10 protein-coding genes are annotated in these 18,817 nt (G+C 63.3%); 1 reads left to right on the top strand and 9 read right to left on the bottom strand.

Annotated features, from left to right (window positions below; translation table 11 throughout):
- Positions 1-19: 19 nt before the first annotated feature.
- The 6 genes from J2T57_RS02095 to J2T57_RS02070 all read right to left on the bottom strand — a co-directional run bounded on the left by J2T57_RS02095 (position 20) and on the right by J2T57_RS02070 (position 11,007).
- The gene (locus J2T57_RS02095) at positions 20-997 is read right to left on the bottom strand and encodes a quinone oxidoreductase family protein (RefSeq protein ID WP_253473497.1); all 978 of its coding nucleotides are present in this window, start codon (positions 995-997) and stop codon (positions 20-22) included.
- A gap of 50 nt (positions 998-1,047) precedes the next feature.
- Entirely contained in the window at positions 1,048-3,342 is a 2,295-nt protein-coding gene (locus tag J2T57_RS02090) for an NADP-dependent malic enzyme (protein ID WP_253473494.1), read from the bottom strand.
- A 213-nt stretch (positions 3,343-3,555) separates the two neighbouring features.
- Positions 3,556-4,341 carry an alpha/beta fold hydrolase gene (locus J2T57_RS02085; protein ID WP_253473491.1) on the bottom strand — a complete coding sequence of 262 codons (786 nt, stop codon included), beginning with the start codon at positions 4,339-4,341 and terminating at the stop codon, positions 3,556-3,558.
- A complete protein-coding gene (locus J2T57_RS02080) occupies positions 4,338-9,197 on the bottom strand; it encodes an NAD-glutamate dehydrogenase (RefSeq protein WP_253473488.1) in 4,860 nt (1,619 codons plus the stop codon). Before J2T57_RS02080 ends, J2T57_RS02085 begins: the two co-directional genes overlap by 4 nt.
- An 89-nt stretch (positions 9,198-9,286) precedes the next feature.
- On the bottom strand, positions 9,287-10,291 hold the full coding sequence (locus tag J2T57_RS02075) for a 3-oxoacyl-ACP synthase III family protein (protein ID WP_253473486.1): 1,005 nt from the start codon (positions 10,289-10,291) through the stop codon (positions 9,287-9,289).
- Positions 10,292-10,362: 71 nt separating this feature from the next.
- A complete protein-coding gene (locus tag J2T57_RS02070) occupies positions 10,363-11,007 on the bottom strand; it encodes an NAD(P)H-dependent oxidoreductase (RefSeq protein WP_253473483.1) in 645 nt (214 codons plus the stop codon).
- 67 nt (positions 11,008-11,074) lie between these two features.
- Here J2T57_RS02070 and J2T57_RS02065 point away from each other — a divergent pair, with 67 nt between their 5' ends.
- Positions 11,075-12,103 carry a serine hydrolase domain-containing protein gene (locus tag J2T57_RS02065; RefSeq protein WP_253473481.1) on the top strand — a complete coding sequence of 343 codons (1,029 nt, stop codon included), beginning with the start codon at positions 11,075-11,077 and terminating at the stop codon, positions 12,101-12,103.
- 418 nt (positions 12,104-12,521) lie between these two features.
- Here the strand turns inward: J2T57_RS02065 and lpdA are convergent, their stop codons facing one another.
- The 3 genes from lpdA to aceE form a co-directional block, all read right to left on the bottom strand.
- Entirely contained in the window at positions 12,522-14,282 is a 1,761-nt protein-coding gene (gene lpdA, locus J2T57_RS02060) for a dihydrolipoyl dehydrogenase (RefSeq protein WP_253473478.1), read from the bottom strand.
- Between the two features lie 88 nt (positions 14,283-14,370).
- Positions 14,371-16,020: a dihydrolipoyllysine-residue acetyltransferase gene (gene aceF, locus J2T57_RS02055; protein ID WP_253473475.1), complete on the bottom strand. Its 1,650-nt coding sequence runs from the start codon at positions 16,018-16,020 to the stop codon at positions 14,371-14,373.
- Between the two features lie 102 nt (positions 16,021-16,122).
- Complete coding sequence (gene aceE, locus J2T57_RS02050) at positions 16,123-18,783, bottom strand: pyruvate dehydrogenase (acetyl-transferring), homodimeric type (protein ID WP_253473472.1); 2,661 nt, start codon at positions 18,781-18,783, stop codon at positions 16,123-16,125.
- Positions 18,784-18,817 lie beyond the last annotated feature (34 nt).

Genomic DNA, 18,817 nt, shown 5'->3' with positions numbered 1-18,817 from the left:
GGCCAGACGCGGTCTCCGGTCAGGGGACGAGAACGGTGGATCCCGTGGTCTTCCGGGCTTCCAGACTGCGATGGGCTTCCACTGCCTCACGCAGGGCGAAGCGCTGGCCGATATCGATGCGGATGATGCCACGGCCCACCAGGTCCATCAGGCTGCCCGCACCTGCTTCCAGGTCTTCCCGGGTGGCGATGTGGTGGAACAGCGTCGGACGTTGTACGTACAGCGAACCCTTCGCGGCCAGAATACCCACGTCCAGCGGCTCCATCGCGCCGGATGACTGACCGAAATTCACCATCGTGCCTCGCAGCTGCAGGCAATCCAGCGACTTCATGAAGGTGGTTTTGCCCACCGAGTCGTAGACAACGGGCACGCCCTTGCCGCCGGTGATTTCCTTCACCCGTTCGACAAAGTCCTCGGTGTTGTAGTTGATGGCGTGATGGCAGCCGTGGGTGCGCGCCAGTTCGGCCTTGGCGTCGCTGCCCACCGTTCCGATGACCGTCGCGCCAAGATGATTCGCCCACTGACAGGCGATCAGCCCGACCCCGCCGGCCGCCGCGTGGATCAAAACGGTATCACCGGCCTTGACCGCATAGCTGCGATGCAGCAAGTACCAGACGGTCATGCCCTTCAACATCATGGCGGCGGCAGTGTCATCGGATATGCCGTCGGGGACGCGCACCAGTCGGTCGGCCGACATCACCCGCTCTTCGCAGTAGGAGCCCGGCGGTGGGGTCGCGTAGGCCACCCGATCGCCCACCTTCAGGTCGGTGACGCCCGCGCCCAGTTCCTCGACGATGCCGGCGGCTTCCATGCCCGGGGTGAAAGGCATTTGCGGCGCCTTGTACTGCCCGGTGCGGAAATAGACGTCGATATAGTTGAGCCCGATGGCCGTATGGCGGATACGGACCTCGCCCTGACCGGGGCTGCCCACTTGCACCGCCTCCCAGCGCATGCACTCGGCGGCGCCGGTCTCGTGGATCATGATTGCGTGCGACATGTATCGACCTCTGTTGATCTTGGTTTCGGTGAACGGCCGGCGCTGCTGGCTCAGCCGTTTTCCTCTTCTTCCTGCGATTCATCCTGGATGGCCGCCTCGACGGCGGACAGGGCCGTCATGTTGATCAGGCCACGGGTGGTCACGGACGGCGTCAGGATATGGGCGGGCTTGTTGGTGCCGAGCAGGATCGGCCCCACGGAAACGCCCTCGTTCATCACCTTGAGCAGATTGAAGGCGATATTCGAGGCGTCCAGCGTTGGCAGAATCAGCAGATTTGCCCGGCCCTTGAAGCGTGCGTTGGGGAAGATCCGGTTGCGGATTTCCTCGGACAGCGCGGCGTCACCATGCATTTCGCCCTCCACTTCCAGGGAGGGATCGCGGGCCTCGATGAGCTTCAGAGCCTCTCGCATCTTGGTGGCCGATTCGGAGTCCGACGAGCCAAAGCTGGAGTGGGACAGCAGGGCCACCCTAGGTGTCAGGCCGAAGCGGCGCACTTCATCCGCCGCGAGTATGGTCATCTCGGCGATCTGTTGCGCCGTCGGGGACTGGTTCACATAGGTGTCGCAGAGGAAGAACGTGCCCTTGGGCACGATCAGCGCGCTCATGGCTGCGAGGTTGCGAACGCCTGGTCGTTTCCCGAGTACCGACTCGATATGCGCCAGTTGGCGGGTGTAGCGCCCGTCGATACCGCAGAGCATGGCGTCGGCTTCTCCCCGATACACCATCAGTGCGGCGATGACCGTATTACGAGTGCGCACGATGTTGCGGGCCTGGTCGGGGGTGATCCCGCGGCGTTCCATCAGTGAGTGGTACAGGGTCCAGTATTCGCGATACCGCGGATCGTCCTCCGGGTCGCAGATCTCGAAGTCTTCATCGGGCCTGAGTCGCAGACCCAGGCGCTCGACGCGCATCTCCAGCACCTTGCGCCGGCCGATAAGAACGGGCTTGGCCAGACCGTCGTCCACGATCGCCTGCACGGCGCGCAAGACGCGCTCCTGCTCGCCTTCGGCGTAGACCACGCGCTTCGGGTTGCTGCGGGCCTGTTCGAAGATGGGCTTCATCACCAGGCCGGACTGGAACACGAACTGGTTCAGACGCAAGCGGTAGGCGTTGAAATCCTCGATGGGCCGTGTGGCTACCCCGCTGTCCATGGCGGCCTTGGCCACCGCAGGAGCGATCCGCGAGATCAACCGCGGGTCGAAGGGTTTGGGGATGAGGTAATCCGGGCCAAACTGCAGGGGTTTCCCGCCATAGGCGGCAACCACCACATCGGAGGATTCCTGCATGGCGAGGCCGGCGATGGCTTCGACGCATGCCAGTTTCATCTCGTCGTTGATGGTGGTGGCGCCCACATCCAGCGCACCGCGGAAGATGAACGGGAAGCACAACACGTTGTTGACCTGGTTCGGATAGTCGGACCGGCCGGTTGCGATCACCGCGTCCGGACGCACGGCCTGGGCATCTTCGGGTAGGATTTCCGGGTTGGGGTTGGCCAGGGCCAGTATCAGCGGCCTGGCGGCCATTTTCTTGACCATGGCGGGCTTGAGAATGCCCGGTCCGGACAGGCCGAGGAAGATGTCGGCATCCTCCATGGCGTCATCCAGGGAGCGTGCCTCGGTATCGCGGGCATAGCCGGCCTTGCGGTGGTCGAGCTTGTCGCGGCCGGTGTGGATCACGCCCTTGGAGTCGAGCACCATGATGTGTTCGCGCTTCATGCCCAGGCCCACCAGCAGGTCGAGGCAGGCGATGGCCGCGGCGCCGGCACCGGAGCAAACCAGCGTCACGTCGCCGATGTCCTTGCCGACCACGCGCAGACCGTTGCGAATGGCCGCGGCAGTGGTGATGGCGGTGCCGTGCTGGTCATCGTGGAAGACGGGGATGTTCATCCGCTCCCGCAACTTCTCCTCCACGATGAAGCACTCGGGGGCCTTGATGTCTTCCAGGTTCACGCCGCCAAACGTCGGCTCCAGGCTGGCGATGATCTCCACCAGTTTGTCCGGATCCCGCTCATCGATCTCGATGTCGAAGACGTCGATCCCGGAGAACTTCTTGAACAGCACACCCTTGCCTTCCATGACCGGCTTTGCTGCCAGTGGGCCGATTGCGCCCAGGCCCAGCACGGCCGTTCCATTGGTGATCACCGCCACCAGATTACCCCTGGTAGTGAGGTTGGCGGCCTCGGCGGGATCCGCGGCGATTGCCTCGCAGGCGTAGGCGACGCCGGGTGAATAGGCCAGCGCCAGGTCGCGTTGCGTTGCCAGGGGTTTGGTCGGGGTGATGGTGAGCTTGCCGGGGGTCGGCAGGCGGTGGTATTCCAACGCACTTTCTCGAAGTTCTTCGGACATGCCTCTCTCCGCAATAATCGGTGTTTTTTAGCCTTGCCGGGGGTGGCGACGGTCGAAACGCTGTCGTGCCCCTGATGTCAGGCCGACCTTCGGGCGAGGATGTCGCGCGGGCGCGACCATCGAAAGCCAGCCGGAAACGCGTCCTGCGAGGTGACAATTCCAAATTTTAGCATGTTGATTCCATTTCTCGACCCTTGAGCGACGAGAGGGCATTCAGGTCTCTCGTTTGATCAGAAATTGCTTCACTGCAGCATGGAAGCCGTCCGGGTCGTCCACATGAAGCCAATGGCCGCAGCCCTTCAAACCTACTATCGTGCTTTTTGGAAAGAGTTTTCGTATTGCGGAATGATGCTCCGGCAATACGTAATCGGAATCTCCGCCATGCAGGAACAAGGTGGGTTGCCCGAAGCTTGACGTGAAATCGGGGAAGTCCCGCACCACCGCCAGATTGTCCCTCAGGTATTGCAGGGGTACCCGCCAGCTCCAGCCGTCAGGCCCCTGCTCCAGATTGGTCAACAGGAACTGCCGGACTCCGGCCTCGGGAATTGCCGGCTCCAGCGCATCGAATGCGTCCCGTCTTGAGCCGATGCTGGCAAGATCAAGACCCGATAATGCATCGATCAATCCCTCGTGACTGTCGCCGTGATAGGGCACGGGGGCGATGTCGGCGATGATCAGCCGCTCGATACGATCCGGTTGCTGCAGCGCCAGGGTCATGGCCGTCTTGCCGCCCATGCTGTGACCCAGAACCGTGGCTGACGACACGTCGAGCCGGTCCATCAGGGCGTCGACGTCCGCTGCCAGGTCCGGGTAGCTCATGTCGGCGTCATGGGGTGATCGTCCGTGATTCCGCAGGTCGGCGACGATAACCCGATAGTCCTCCGCAAGCCGGGTTGCGAGACGGCCCCAGTTGGCACTGGAGCCGAACAGGCCGTGGAGAATAAGCAGCGGCGTACCACTGCCCTGTTCGCGGTAATGCAGCTCGACGGGCTTGCTCATGCAGCACGGCTTCCAGAAGCGGTGACCAGGTTCTTCAGCTCCTGCATGGCGACGGTCAGCATGGGAACGTCGGGCTGTCCCTGGGCTTGCAACTGGTCGATGGTTTCCGACAGACGGATCATCAGTCGTTCGTTTTCGTCCGCCCAGCTCGCAACCAGATGATCCGCCGTGCTCTTGCCGTTGGCCCGCCGCAGCGCCACCGAGGTCAGCATGCGATGCTGTCGGGCGCTGTCATCCCGCAGCCCCATGCGGCAGCGCTCTTGCCAGGCATCGGCGGTGGGCATCTGATCGATGGCCTGACCGAGCCAGCGTAGCGCCAGTCGATCCGCCAGCTGGAAATGCACGCCGACGGCCAGATCCAGGGGCATGCCGGCTTCCTCGGCCACCGGGCTGACATCCAGCACTGAGGTCAGCGTGCCCATGCGACAGACCGCTGCAGCCAGTTGCTCCGGCACACCGCCCTGGACGTAATGTTCCACCCGGAGCCTGATATTCTCGAGATCAGTTTCGGTCAGGAGTTGCTCCAGTTGATCGGACATCTGCCCCACCGAGGCGCGTAGACGCTCCGCGGTCGCGTTGATGGCGAGTGCCGGCGGTGCATCCCGAAGTAGCGCAAGAACCGCGTCCTCAACCACGTCGAGGATGTCCCGCCGCAGCTCCATCAACAGGGTTGCATGCACCTGGTTATCCAGTGCATCGATGCCGGCCCAGACCTCGTCGAGGCCCAGAATCCGGCGTACCGCGAGAAATGCACGCGCCACTTGCTCGGTTTCGCTGCCACTGGCCTCATGCATCCGGAAAAAGTACGTCGCTCCCGTGCGGTTGAGTATTTCGTTGGTCACCTGGGTGGCGATAATCTCGCGGCGCAGGCGATGTTCCCTGATGTCGTCACGGAACTTCTCCGGCAGGGGTGCCGGGAAATAGTCGAACAGAACATCCTGCAGATCGGGATCGTCGGGCAAGCCTCCGTCCAGCAGTGTGTCGTAGATGGTCAGCTTGGCGTAGGCCAGCAGCACCGCGGACTCAGGTCGGGTGAGGCCGTGCCCGGACGGGCTGCGCTCCACGATTTGCTGCTCGCTGGGTAGGCCTTCCAGGCGGCGGTTGAGCTGTCCTTGCCGCTCCAGCTGGCGGATCATGCGCATCCGCGGGTTGAGCAGACCGACCTCCCGGCTCTGCATGAGCGAGAGCGCCTCGGTCTGTCGATAGTTGCCGGCCAGCACCAGTTCAGCGACCCGCTCGGTCATCTGCGAGAGCATGCGATTGCGCTGACGCTGGGTCAGCTCGCCACGATCCATCACCGCGTTGAGCAGGATCTTGATGTTCACCTCGTGGTCCGAGCAGTCCACGCCGCCAGCGTTGTCGATGGCATCCGTGTTGATGCGGCCACCGTTCAGAGAGTATTCGATACGCCCGAGCTGGGTCAGACCGAGATTGCCGCCCTCACCGATGACCTTGCAACGCAGTTCCGCAGCGTCGACGCGCACGGCGTCGTTGGCCCGGTCGCCGACCTGCAGATGGGTCTCGTTACTGGCCTTGACGTAGGTTCCGATGCCGCCGTTCCAGAGCAGGTCTACCGGCGCCTTGAGGATCACCTGGATCAGTTCGTTGGGGGTCAGCTGCTTGGCGTCCGTACCCAGCACCGCTTGCATCTGGGCGGTCAATGGAATCGATTTGGCCGTGCGTGGGAATACCCCACCGCCCTTGGAGATCAGCTTGCTGTCGTAGCTCTCCCAGGTGGAGCGATCCAGCGCAAACAGGCGTTGGCGCTCCTTGAAGCTCGCGGCCGGATCGGGATCGGGATCGATAAAGATATGGCGGTGATCGAAGGCCGCCAACAGCTTGATCTGGTCTGACAGCAGCATGCCGTTGCCGAATACGTCGCCGGACATGTCGCCTACGCCGACCACCGTGAACGGCTCACGCTGGGTATCATGCCCCATCTCGCGAAAGTGTCGTTTCACCGCCTCCCAGCCGCCTCGCGCGGTGATTCCCATCTTCTTGTGGTCGTAGCCGTTGGAGCCGCCACTGGCGAAGGCATCATGCAGCCAGAAGTCATATTCCTCGGCGATGCTGTTCGCCAGGTCGGAAAAGGTTGCCGTGCCCTTGTCCGCCGCCACCACCAGATAGGGGTCGTCCTCGTCATGGCGTACAACCCGCGGCGGTGGCTTGATGACACCGCCGGGGTAGTTGTCGGTGATATCCAGCAGGCCCTGGATGAACGTGCGGTAGCAGGCCTTGACCTCCTGCTGCACCGCTTCGCGTTCCTCTGGCAGCATCTTGCAGACAAACCCGCCTTTGGCCCCCACCGGGACGATGACGGCATTCTTGACCGTCTGTGCCTTCATGAGGCCCAGCACCTCGGTGCGGAAATCCTCCCGTCGGTCCGACCAGCGCAACCCGCCGCGGGCGACCTTGCCGCCGCGCAGGTGCACGCCCTCGACGCGCCGCGCGTAGACAAAAATCTCGTAGGCCGGCAGCGGCTGCGGGATTTCGGGAATGCTGCGGGGGTCGAGCTTCAGGCTGATGTAGTGCTTGGGGTCGCCGGCGTCGTCTACCTGGTAGTAGTTGGTCCGCAGGGTGCCCAGCATGCCTGCAAGCAGCCGGCGCAGGATGCGGTCCTGGTCCAGGCTCGGCACATCGTTCAGCGCAAGTTCGATCTGTTCGGCCAGGCGCTTGACGCGCTTGGCGTCCTCCCGCTCCGGATCAAAGCGGTTGTGGAACAATCGCACCAGCAGGCGGGAGATACGCGGATTGTCGACCAGCGTCTCCTCCATGTACGCCTGGCTGAATGATGTTCCGGCTTGTCGCAGGTACTTGCTGTAGGCCCGGAGGATCACGATTTCCCGCCAGTCCAGGCGCGCTGCCAGTACCAGGCGGTTGAAGCCGTCGTTTTCGATGCGCTCGTGCCAGGCTGCGTCGAAGCAGTCCTCGAACAGCTTGCGCACCTGGTCGATGTCCAGTTCCTGCTGACCATCGTGCTGCAGCCCGAAATCGTGAATGAAGGCGGTTTCGCGCTCTCCGGCATGGACCGCGTAGGGGCGCTCATCCAGGACCCGCACGCCCATGTTCTCCAGCAGTGGCAGGGCATCGGACAGGGTGATGGGGCCGCCGCGATGGTAAAGGCGCAGCCGCATCATTGATGGCTCGGCCTCCAGTGGCCGGTACAGGACAATTTCGAGATCCCGCTGCTCGCCCAGGTGTTCGAGCCGCTCCACGTCATGGGCCGCTGCCCGTGGCTGGGTGTCCTCCCGGTAGGCGGCACTGAAGGCGTCACAATAGGCGCTGTAAAGACGGTTGCCCCGGGCTTCACCGTAGTAGTTGAGCAGGGCGTCGCTGAGATCGTCCCGCCAGTCGTGAACGCAGGCGGCCAGTCGTTGTTCCAGATCATTGCGGTCGACATCGGGAATCTGATGATCATCGACGTGGATGATGAAGTGGATACGGGCCAGAACCGCTTCCGACAGGTTGACCTGGAATTCGCACTGGCGAGCCTGGAACACATCCAGCAGTATCGCCTGCATGGCCCGGCGGACGTCGCTGTCGTAGCGGTCTCGCGGGGCAAAGACCAGGCATGAGACGAAGCGTAGATAGGTGTCGTTGCGGACGAACAGGCGGACCCGCTGGCGATCCTGCAATTGCAGGATACCCATGGCGATGCGAAACAGTGTGTCGGGGCTGACCTGGAACAGTTCGTCCCGGGGATAGTTCTCGAGAATATTGATCAGGGCCTTGCTGTCGTGGCTCGGGTGGGGCAGTGCCGCACGTTCCAGGACCTGGGATACCTTGCGTCGCAGGAGCGGAATGCTCTGTGGTGCACGATGGTAGGCCGCCGAGGTATAGAGGCCGAGAAAGCGATGTTCGCCGATCACCTTGCCGCGGCTGTCGAATTCCTTGATTCCCACATAATCCATGTAGGTATTGCGGTGCACCGTGGCCCGGCGATTGGACTTGGTCAGGACCAGGGGGTTCGGATCCTCGGCCATGGCCCGCACCGCCTCGGGTAGGGCATTGAAACTGTGGGAACTGCGGGCGGTGCTGACATGCCGCAGAATACCCTGCGCCGAATCCTCGACGGGTTGCAGCACATGGCGTCGCTTTTCACGCTTGAGCTGGTATCTGCGATAGCCGAGGAACGTGAAATGGTTGTCGATGAGCCACTCGAGAAAGGCGACGGCCTCGTCCCTTTCGGCGGCGTCCACATGTTTCCTCGGCACTGTGGCGAGCGTCGCCACCACGTCTGCCATCATCTGCCGCATGGGCTGCCAGTCGTTGACCACCGTGCGGCAGTCGGACAGCACCTTGATGAGTTCCTCATGCAGGGCTTCGAGCTGGGCTTCGTCGGGTTGGCGATCGACCTCGAAGTGCATCCAGGCCTCTGTAAGATGGCCGTTGCCCTTGCCGTCCTCCTCGACGGTCTGCAGATCACCGCGGCTGTTCCGTGTCACATAGAGCAGCGGATGAATGATGAGATGGATCGTGAGTCCCGCGCGGTTCAGGGCCATGGCCACCGAGTCCACCAGGAACGGCAGATCGTCGGTGACGATCTGCACTGCGGTATGGGTGGATTCCCAGCCGTGCTGTTCCGGATCCGGATTGTAGACGTGAATGCGCGGAGCACCCGCACGCCGCTTCCGGGCCAGGTTCCAGTGTGACACGGCGGCTCCATAGAGATCCCCGGCCTGCCGTTGAGCAAGATCATCAGCCGCGACGCGATGATAGTACTGATCGAGGTAGCGCTCGAGTTGCGGCGCCTGCTTCCCCGACCAGCGCTCGCGGATGCGTTTTCTGATGTTACTGATGAGTTCCTGGCTGTGTCGTTCGATTGCTTGCTGCGTATCCTGCGCGCGCCCATTCATGTTAATCACCAACTCCTCGATTGGTATCCTTGCCGTATTGTTTGTCCTTTAGGGATCAGTCTATGCCATCTGGCTGAACTGGCCATTGTTTACAGCCTCACGGCGACCGCCGCCTGGTTGAAGCCCACCCCCGAGCCAATGAGCACCACCAGATCGCCGGGCCCGACTCTGCCCTGATCCAGCGCATCGGACAGCGCCATGGGGATGCAGGCCGAGCCGGTGTAGCCATAGCGATCCATGATCATGTGTGCCTTGTGCTGCGGCAAACCGATGGTCGCTGCCGCTTTCTCGATGGTTTCCCGGCGCACCTGGGTGAAGATCACGCCGTCCACCTGGTCAATGCCGAAGCCGCATCGGGAGGCGAGCTGCTGGAATAGCCTGGGCCAGCCCTCGTCGTTGATCTCCGGCGGATAACGATGCACCAGCCGCACCTGGGTGCGGCCGGCGGCGACCGATGCCGCACTTGCTGGCTCCCGGGTGCCGCCGGAGAAAATGCCCCAGCTCTGCGCATAACTGCCATCGGCAAGAAACGCGGCACCCAGGTAACCCGGGCTGTCGGCTGCTTCGATTACTGCGGCACCGGCACCATCGCCATAGAAGAACACCATGGGATCATCGTGATCCGCCAGGCGTTGCATCATGTAGGCCCCGATCACGAGTACGGTTCGGATGCTTGGGCTGCTGGAGATCAGCCCCGCGGCGGCGGCGATGGCCGTGGGAAAGGAAGCGCAGGCGCAACCGACATCGAAGGTGCCGGCCTGGGCCGCTCCCAGCTTGTGCTGCAGCACAACCGAGGTTGAAGGGGTGATGTAGTCTGGGGAGTCCGTCCCGACAATGATGAGATCCAGGTCGGCGGCGGTCTTGCCGGCGCGTTGCAGGGCTTCGCGGGCCGCGGGCAGGGCAAGGTCGGAGGTTGCCCAGTCATCCGGTGCATACCAACGCTGCAGGATGCCGCTGCTGGCCTCGAACTTGTCGATGACGTCGGGCTCGCCAAGCGCCGTGAAGTGTCGCCGCAGGTCTGCATTGGACACACGGCGTTCCGGCACGTAGTGCGCAACTGCTGTGATTCGCGCGCAGACCATGGATCCTGCCATCGGACGCTGTCGACTAAGCGTCACTGCTCAGAGTGCAGGCATGATAACGCAACTGGCGGTCTGATTGGGGCTTAGCGACCAGCCTTGCCAAGCTGCTGCATGCGGGCCAGTTGCGCCTCGCGGTGTTTCGCAGAGCCGCCGACGCCGCCGACGATGCTCGTACGCACTGGCCCGAAGCCGCAGAAGCGCAGGATGTTTCGTTTTACCGCGCGCAGACTGTGGGCACCATAGAACCAGCGGTAAATCAGGGCTGGCATACCCATGGTGACAATGATGCGGGCACTGCGTCCGCGAAGACGCCTGGCGCTGATATCGGCCACGTTGTTGCTATTGAAGGCGAAGTTCTGGCGAAAGGTCTGTTCCAGAAAGCCCTTGGTAAGCGCGGGCATGGTTCCGAGCCACAGCGGGTAGGCCAGCACCAGGTGTTCGCACCACGTAATGGCGTCCTGTGCCTCACGGATATCCACGGGAACCTCGCCATCCCGCCAGTCTTGCTGGTTGCGGATGAAATCGAAGGCCAGCCTGCCGACTTCGATCTGGCGGATTTCATGGCCGCCTTCGGTGGCACCCTGTCCGTAGGATTGACACAGGGCCGCGATATAGTGCTGCTCATCCGGATCGGGATGGGCGTTGATCACCGTGATGCGCATATCGATATCCCCTGGCTCGGTGTGGGCGCGATTGTAGCGGGCGGCCGTAGCGGCGACATGATCCAAAGCAAGGGAACATGCGGCGCATCATGGACTCTGTATGGCTGTTACAGGAACACAGGTGCATCGCGGAATGACATCCATCTCCCCCCAGCTTCGTCTCTGTTGTCTGTCGGGTTTGTTCGCCCTTGTCGTCTGGGGGCAGTCGGCGGCCGCCCTGGATGAGAGTCTGGCGGCTGAGGCCGTGACCCGGGCCGGGGAGTTGGAGCGAACCCACAGTCTGCTGGTGGCTGTCGATGGGGAGATCGTGCTGGAAGAGAGCTATCGTGGGCCGGGAACCGCGCAGCCTGCCAACGTCAAATCCCTGTCCAAGACGGTACTCGCGGCACTGGTGGGCGCTGCCATCGAACAGGGACTTGTCGCGGGCGATGAGCAACCCATTGCCGAACTCATCGGCACGCGCATGCCGGAGAATACGGAGCCCGGCGTCAGCGACATCACGGTGGGGCATCTGCTGGCAATGCAGTCCGGCCTGGAGCGCACGTCCGGTGCCAACTACGGGCGTTGGGTGGCCAGCGACGACTGGGTGACGGCGGCGTTGACCCGGCCTTTCGTGGATGCGCCTGGCGGACGGATGCTCTATTCCACCGGCAACTCCCATATCCTGTCGGCGGCCCTGACCTGGGCCTCGGGCCGCACCACCCGGGAGTTGGCCCAGGACTGGCTGGGAAATCCGCTGAATATCGTGATCCCGGAATGGCCGCGAGATCCCCAGGGCATCTATTTTGGTGGCAATGACATGAATCTCTCGCCGCGTGCCCTGCTGCAGATCGGTGAGTTGTATCGTCATGATGGTGTACTGAACGGCGAGCGGGTGCTGCCCGAGGGCTGGGTGGAGAACTCCTGGACGCCCCGGGGGCGGTCACCGTTCAATAACAATCAGTACGGTTACGGTTGGTTCATCACGGAGCTGGATGGTGAGCCCGCGTACTATGGATGGGGTTTCGGTGGGCAGATGCTCTATGTGATCCCCTCGGTGGCCATGACCATTGTCATCACCTCCGACCCCACGCCCCCCGGTTCTGGCAGCGCCTACCTGCGTCATCTAGACGCCCTGGTTGCAGAGACCCTCATCCCGGCGGCTCGCAGAGCAAGGCAGTAAGCATCAGTGCCCAGAAGTCGCCGAGCCCTGTGGCGGGTGCGCCGGTCCGGGACCGTCAGCGACAGGGATGTCGCTGTCGAGCCTACAGGGATGTATTCACGGCGAGTCCCGGGCCGGCGCACCCGCCACAGGGCCCTTGCCGAAAGCCGTCCCATACGAGAACGCAGCCCGTACCACGTCGGTTCTCTTTACGCGGTGCATCGCATGGAGTCGGGAGGCGGCAGGGATCAGGGAACGCCGGTCGCGTACGCCTCTCCGGGACACGCCGTAGACCCATCCATGGGGGCTCGACAGCGACATCCCTGTCGCTGACGGTCCCGGAGAGGCGTACACAACCGGCGTTTGGGGTTGTGTCGGGCCGCAGTTATGGTGCGTTACGCGCTGCGCGCTAACGCACCCTACGGGAGGCCGAGGCCGGCTACTTCTTTTTCTTTGGGATGTAGAGGTCCGTGATGGTGCCTTCGGCGGCTTCCGCCGCCATGGCCACCGTCTCGATCAGCGTCGGGTGCGGATGCACCGTCAGACCGATATCCGAGGCCTCCGCGCCCATCTCGATGGCAAGCGCGATCTCGCCCATCAGGTCGCCGGCATTGGGGCCGAGGGCCGCACCGCCCAGCAGTCGCCCGGTCTCCTCGTCGAAGAGCAGCTTGGTCATCCCCTCTTCCCGACCCATGGCCAGCGCACGACCACTGGCGGCCCAGGGGAAGACGCCTTTCTCCACCTTGATGCCCTGCTCCTTGGCCTGCTCCTCGGTCAGGCCCACCCAGGCCACTTCCGGGTCGGTATAAGCCACGGAGGGGATCACCCGGGCGTCGAAGGCGCTCTTCTCGCCGGCGATGCACTCCGCCGCCACCTTGCCCTCATGAGTCGCTTTGTGGGCCAGCATGGGCTGGCCGACGATGTCGCCGATGGCGTAAATGTGCGGCACGGCAGTCTGCATGTGCTCGTCCACCTGGATGAAGCCGCGATCGCTGGGAACGCCGCTCGCTTCCAGGTTGAGCAGATCGCCGTTGGGTCGACGGCCCACGGAAAGCAGTACCCGGTCGAAGGTGTCGGATTCCGGCGCGTCCTTGCCCTCGAAGGTCACCTTGATGCCCTTCTTCTGGGCCTCCATACCGGTGACCTTGGTGTTGAGGAAGACGTTCTCGTAGCGGGCACGGATGCGCTTCTCGTAAGGCCGCACCAGGTCCTTGTCGGCACCCACCATGATGCGATCCATGAGCTCCACGACGGTGATCTTGCTGCCTAGGGCCTCGTACACCGTGGCCATTTCCAGGCCGATGATGCCGCCGCCTACCACCAGCAGCCGCTTGGGGATTTCCTCAAGCTTCAGGGCACCGGTGGAATCCATCACCCGGGGATCATCCAGATCCATCCCCGGTGGCACCACCGGCCGTGAGCCGGCGGCGATGATGGCATGCTTGAACTTGATGCTGCGGGTACCGTCCTTGCCTTTCACGTCCAGGCTGTGGCTACCCGTGAACTCGGCATTGCCGAATACGGTTTCCACCTTGCGCTGCTTGGCCATGCTGGCGAGACCGCCGGTGAGCTTGCCGATGACCTTGTCTTTCCAGCCGCGCAGCTTGTCCAGTTCGATCTTGGGCTTGGCGAAGACGATACCGTGGTCCTTGAAGGCCGCCGCCGTATCCATGATGTGGCCAACGTGCAGCAATGCCTTGGACGGGATGCAGCCCACATTGAGGCAGACGCCGCCCAATGTTTCGTAGCGCTCCACGAGTACGACCTTCAGGCCCAGGTCGGCGGCGCGGAAGGCGGCAGTGTAGCCGCCGGGGCCGGCACCGATGACCACCACGTCGCAGTCGGCGTCGGATGGTGCGTCCGTGGCGGCCTGCTTGGCCGGCGCAGGCTTGGCGGGTTCCGGCGTCTTCGCCTGCTTCGGGGCCTCCGCCGGCTTGTCGTCGGCCGTGGCGGCACCGCCAGCGGCGGGCTCCAGGTCGAGAATCACGTCGCCTTCCTTGACCTTGTCTCCCACCTTGACCCGGAGCTTGCCCACCTTGCCGCCCTCGGGGGCGGGCACTTCCATGGTGGCCTTGTCTGATTCCAGCGTGATCAGTGACTGCTCGGGCTCGACGGTGTCGCCCTCGGCGACGAGGACTTCAATGATGTCCACGGCGTCGAAATCGCCGATGTCGGGAACCTTGATCTCTTTGCTCGCCATAGTGCGTTCCTTTGGCTGTGATGCGGCGCCGAACTGTCTCCGGCGCCGCCTATCGGTGTGAGTGAAAGCTGCGGTGGGCCCGTTGCCTTTACAGCACCAGGCGGCGCAGATCGCTCAGCAAACCGCACAGATAAGTGGTGAACCGGGCGCCGGCGGCGCCATCAATGGCCCGGTGGTCGTAGGAGAGGGACAGCGGCAGCATGAGCCGCGGTACGAACTCCTTGCCGTTCCATACCGGCTTCATCTCCGACTTGGAGACGCCCAGGATGGCCACCTCCGGCGCATTGACGATGGGCGTGAACGCCGTGCCGCCAATACCGCCCAGGCTGGAGATGCTGAAGGTGCCACCCTGCATGTCACCGGGGCCAAGCTTGCCGTCCCGCGCCTTCTTGCTGATCACGCCGAGATCGGCGGCAATCTCGTAGATGCCCTTCTTGTCGGCATCCTTGATTACCGGCACCACCAGACCGTTGGGGGTATCCACCGCCACGCCCACGTTGATGTAGTGCTTGATGATCAGGGCGTCGCCGGCGGGGTTGAGGCTGCTGTTGAGATCCGGGAACTTGCGCAGCGCCCGGGCCGAGGCCTTCACCAGGAAGGCCAGCGGCGTCAGCTTCACGCCTTCCTGTTCGGCGGCGGCTTTCTCTGCCTTGCGGAAGGCTTCCAGCTCGGTAATGTCCGCCTCGTCGAATTGCGTGACGTGGGGTACGTTCAACCAGCTGCGATGCAGATGTGGCCCGGAGATCTTCTTGATCCGGGACATGGGCTGCTCTTCCACCTCGCCGAACTTGGAGAAGTCCTGGGGCGGAATGGGCGGAATACCCGCACCGCCAGTGGCCGGAGCGCCTGCAGCGGCGCCACCGCCCTGTTTCATGACGCCCTTGACGAAGGCCTGCACATCCTCTTTCAGGATGCGCCCCTTGCGGCCTGAGCCCTGCAGCCGGGACAGGTCCACGCCCAGCTCCCGGGCATAGCGCCGCACCGACGGCGAGGCATGGGCGAGCTTGTGGCCCTTGCTGTCGATGGATGCCGCTGGCACCGGGGCCGCGTCGGCTTCAACCTGATGCACGTGATGCTGGGTGCGGGCTGGCTCAGCGGGCTTCTCGGTGGGTTTCTCCGTGGTCTGCTCGGCCTTGGCCGGTGCTTCCTGGCTGGCCGCCGGGGCTGCGCCGCCGGCTGCTTCAAGGGTCAGGATCACCGACCCCTCGCTGACCTTGTCGCCGACCTTGATCTTGACGTCCTTCACCGTGCCCGCTGCGGGGGCGGGCACCTCCATGGTGGCCTTGTCGGACTCCAGGGTGATCAGCGATTGTTCGGCTTCCACGCTGTCACCGGCGGAGACCAGCACCTCGATGACGTCGACTTCGTCGAAGTCGCCGATATCGGGGACGGTCACCTCCTGGGTGCCGCCACCGCCGCTAGCGGAAGGCGCCGCTGCGGGCGCTGGCTGTTCTGCGGGTGCTTCGTCCTGGGCTGGCGCCTCTGCTGCGCCTGCGCCATCCGCTGGTTCGATTTCGATGATGGCCGCGCCCTCGGCCACCTTGTCGCCAACCTTGACCATCACCTTCGTGACCTTGCCGCCTTCGGAGGCGGGCACCTCCATGGTGGCCTTGTCGGATTCCAGGGTGATCAGGGATTGTTCGGCTTCGATGGTGTCGCCTACCGACACCAGCACTTCGATGACATCCACCTCGTCGAAGTCACCAATGTCGGGCACCTTGATTGCTTTGGTCGCCATACTGCGTTCCTTTATTTGCCAGTGCGTCGCATCGTCGTCTCGACGACGCGGAACTGCATACGGGGACCGGCGCCCGCCGTTGTCGGTGGGCGCCGGGCGGCCTTAAACCGTCCAGGGCATGGGCTTGTCCGGGTCGATCTCGTACTTCTTGATCGCCTCGGCCACGGTCTTCGCCGGCACCTGGCCGTCGTCCGCCAGCGCCTTGAGCGCTGCCACGGTGACGTAGTAGCGGTCCACCTCGAAGAAGCGGCGCAACTGCTCCCGGGTGTCGGAGCGGCCGTAGCCGTCGGTACCCAGGACCACGTAACGCCGATCATCCAGATAGGGACGGATCTGGTCGGCGTAGTTGCGCATATAGTCGGTGGCCGCAATGGCGGGGCCCTTGCGCGTCTTGAGTTGCTGTTGCACCCAGTTGGCCTTGGCCTTCTTGTCGGGGTGCAGCATGTTCCAGCGATCGACGGCGATACCGTCGCGCCGCAACTCGTTGAACGAGGTGCAGCTCCACAGGTCGGCGTCCACCTTCCAGTCCTGCTTCAGCAGTTCGGCGGCGGCCATCACCTCGCGGAAGATCGTGCCAGAGCCCAGGAGCTGAACCTTGAGCTTGCCCTTGCCGCCTTCCTTGAACAGGTACATACCCTTGCGGATGCCTTCTTCCGCACCCTTGGGCAGAGCCGGCTGAGAGTAGTTTTCGTTCATCATCGTGATGTAGTAGAAAACATCCTCCTGCTCTTCGAACATCCGCCGCAGGCCGTCCTGGATGATCACCGCCATCTCGTAAGGGAAGGTGGGATCGTAGGAGACGCAGTTGGGGATGGTGCCAGCCTGGATGAGGCTATGGCCGTCCTGGTGCTGCAGGCCTTCCCCGTTCAGCGTGGTGCGCCCGGCGGTGCCACCCATGAGGAAGCCGCGAGCCTGCATGTCCCCGGCTGCCCAGGCCAGATCGCCGATCCGCTGGAAGCCGAACATGGAGTAGTAGGCGTAGAACGGAATCATGGCAATTCCGTGGTTGCTGTACGCCGTACCGGCCGCGATCCAGGAGGAAAACGCGCCGGCTTCGTTGATCCCTTCCTGGAGGATCTGCCCCTTCTTGTCCTCCTTGTAGAGCATCAGCTGATCGGCGTCCTCCGGCGTGTAGAGCTGGCCGAAGGGAGCATAGATACCCAGCTGCCGGAACAGCCCCTCCATGCCGAAGGTACGGGACTCGTCCGGCACGATGGGTACCACATGCTTGGCCAGGGTCTTGTCCCGAGCCAAGATGGAGAGAATCCGCACGTAGGCCATGGTGGTGGACATTTCCCGCTCGCCGAGATCCTTGAGCAGGATGTCAAAGGCGGAGAGGTCAGGGGCCTTCAGTGCCTCGGCCTTGCGTCGACGGGCCGGCAGGTAACCTCCCAGGGCCTTGCGGCGCTCCCGCAGGTACTGCATCTCCGGTGCGTCTTCTTCGGGTTTGTAAAAGGGCGTTTCCTCCAGCTTGTCATCCGGTACGGGGATGTCGAAGCGGTCGCGGAAATCCTTGAGGGATTCCAGCGCCATCTTCTTTTGCTGGTGGGTGATGTTCTGCCCTTCGCCGGAGCTGCCCATGCCATAGCCCTTGACGGTCTTGGCCAGGATGACGGTGGGCTGACCGGTATGCTCGACGGCGGCCTTGTAGGCGGCATAAACCTTGTGTGGATCGTGACCACCCCGGGACAGCGCCCCGATCTCCTCGTCTGACATATTGGCCACCAGATCGCGCAACTCCGGATACTTGCCGAAGAAGTGCTCGCGGGTGTAGGCGCCGCCCTTGGCCTTGAAGTTCTGGTATTCGCCGTCCACGCATTCTTCCATGCGCTTGCGCAGCAACCCGGTCTGGTCCTTGGCCAGCAGGTTGTCCCAGCCAGACCCCCAGACCACCTTGATCACGTTCCAGCCGGCGCCGCGGAATTCGCCTTCCAGTTCCTGGATGATCTTGCCGTTGCCCCGCACCGGGCCGTCCAGGCGCTGCAGGTTGCAATTGACTACGAAGACGAGGTTGTCGAGCTTCTCGCGGGCGGCCAGACCGATGGCGCCCAGGGATTCCGGCTCGTCCATTTCGCCGTCGCCCATGAAGGCCCAGACCTTGCGCTTGTCGGCATTGATCACGCCGCGGTTGTGCAGGTAGCGCATGAAGCGTGCCTGGTAGATGGCCATGATGGGTCCCAGGCCCATGGAGACGGTGGGAAACTGCCAGTACTCCGGCATCAGCCAGGGGTGCGGGTAGGAGGTCACACCCGTGCCGCCCACGTCCTGCCGGAAGCCGCGCAGTTCTTCCTCGTTCAGGCGGCCTTCAAGGTAGGAGCGTGCGTAGATGCCAGGGGCGGAATGGCCCTGCATGAAGACCAGATCGCCGCCGTGGCTGTCGCTGGGCGCATGCCAGAAGTGGTTGAAGCCCACATCGTAAAGGGTTGCGCTGGAGGCAAAGCTGGCGATGTGGCCGCCGACACCGGCGCGCAGCTTGTTGGCCTGTAGCACCATGGCCATGGCGTTCCAGCGGATGATGGATCGAATCCGCCACTCCAGGGCGTGGTCGCCGGGTGACTTTGCTTCCAGATGAGGTGGAATGGTGTTGAGGTAAGCCGTGGTGGCGGTGAAGGGAATATGGCCACCCCGACGCCGCGCGCGCTCCACCAGTGATTCCAGCAGGTAGTGGGCGCGTTCGGGACCCTCCTCCCGAATGACGGCTTCGAGCGCTTCAAGCCATTCTCCCGTCTCCTGCGGATCGATATCTTCGACTTTCTCAGTCATTAATACACCTCTTGGGTTGACTGCAGCCGGATCG

The organism is Natronocella acetinitrilica (assembly GCF_024170285.1).
Classification (GTDB): domain Bacteria; phylum Pseudomonadota; class Gammaproteobacteria; order Nitrococcales; family Aquisalimonadaceae; genus Natronocella; species Natronocella acetinitrilica.
Note: the sequence above shows the minus strand (reverse complement) of the source record. Positions and strands in the feature narration are given on the sequence as shown.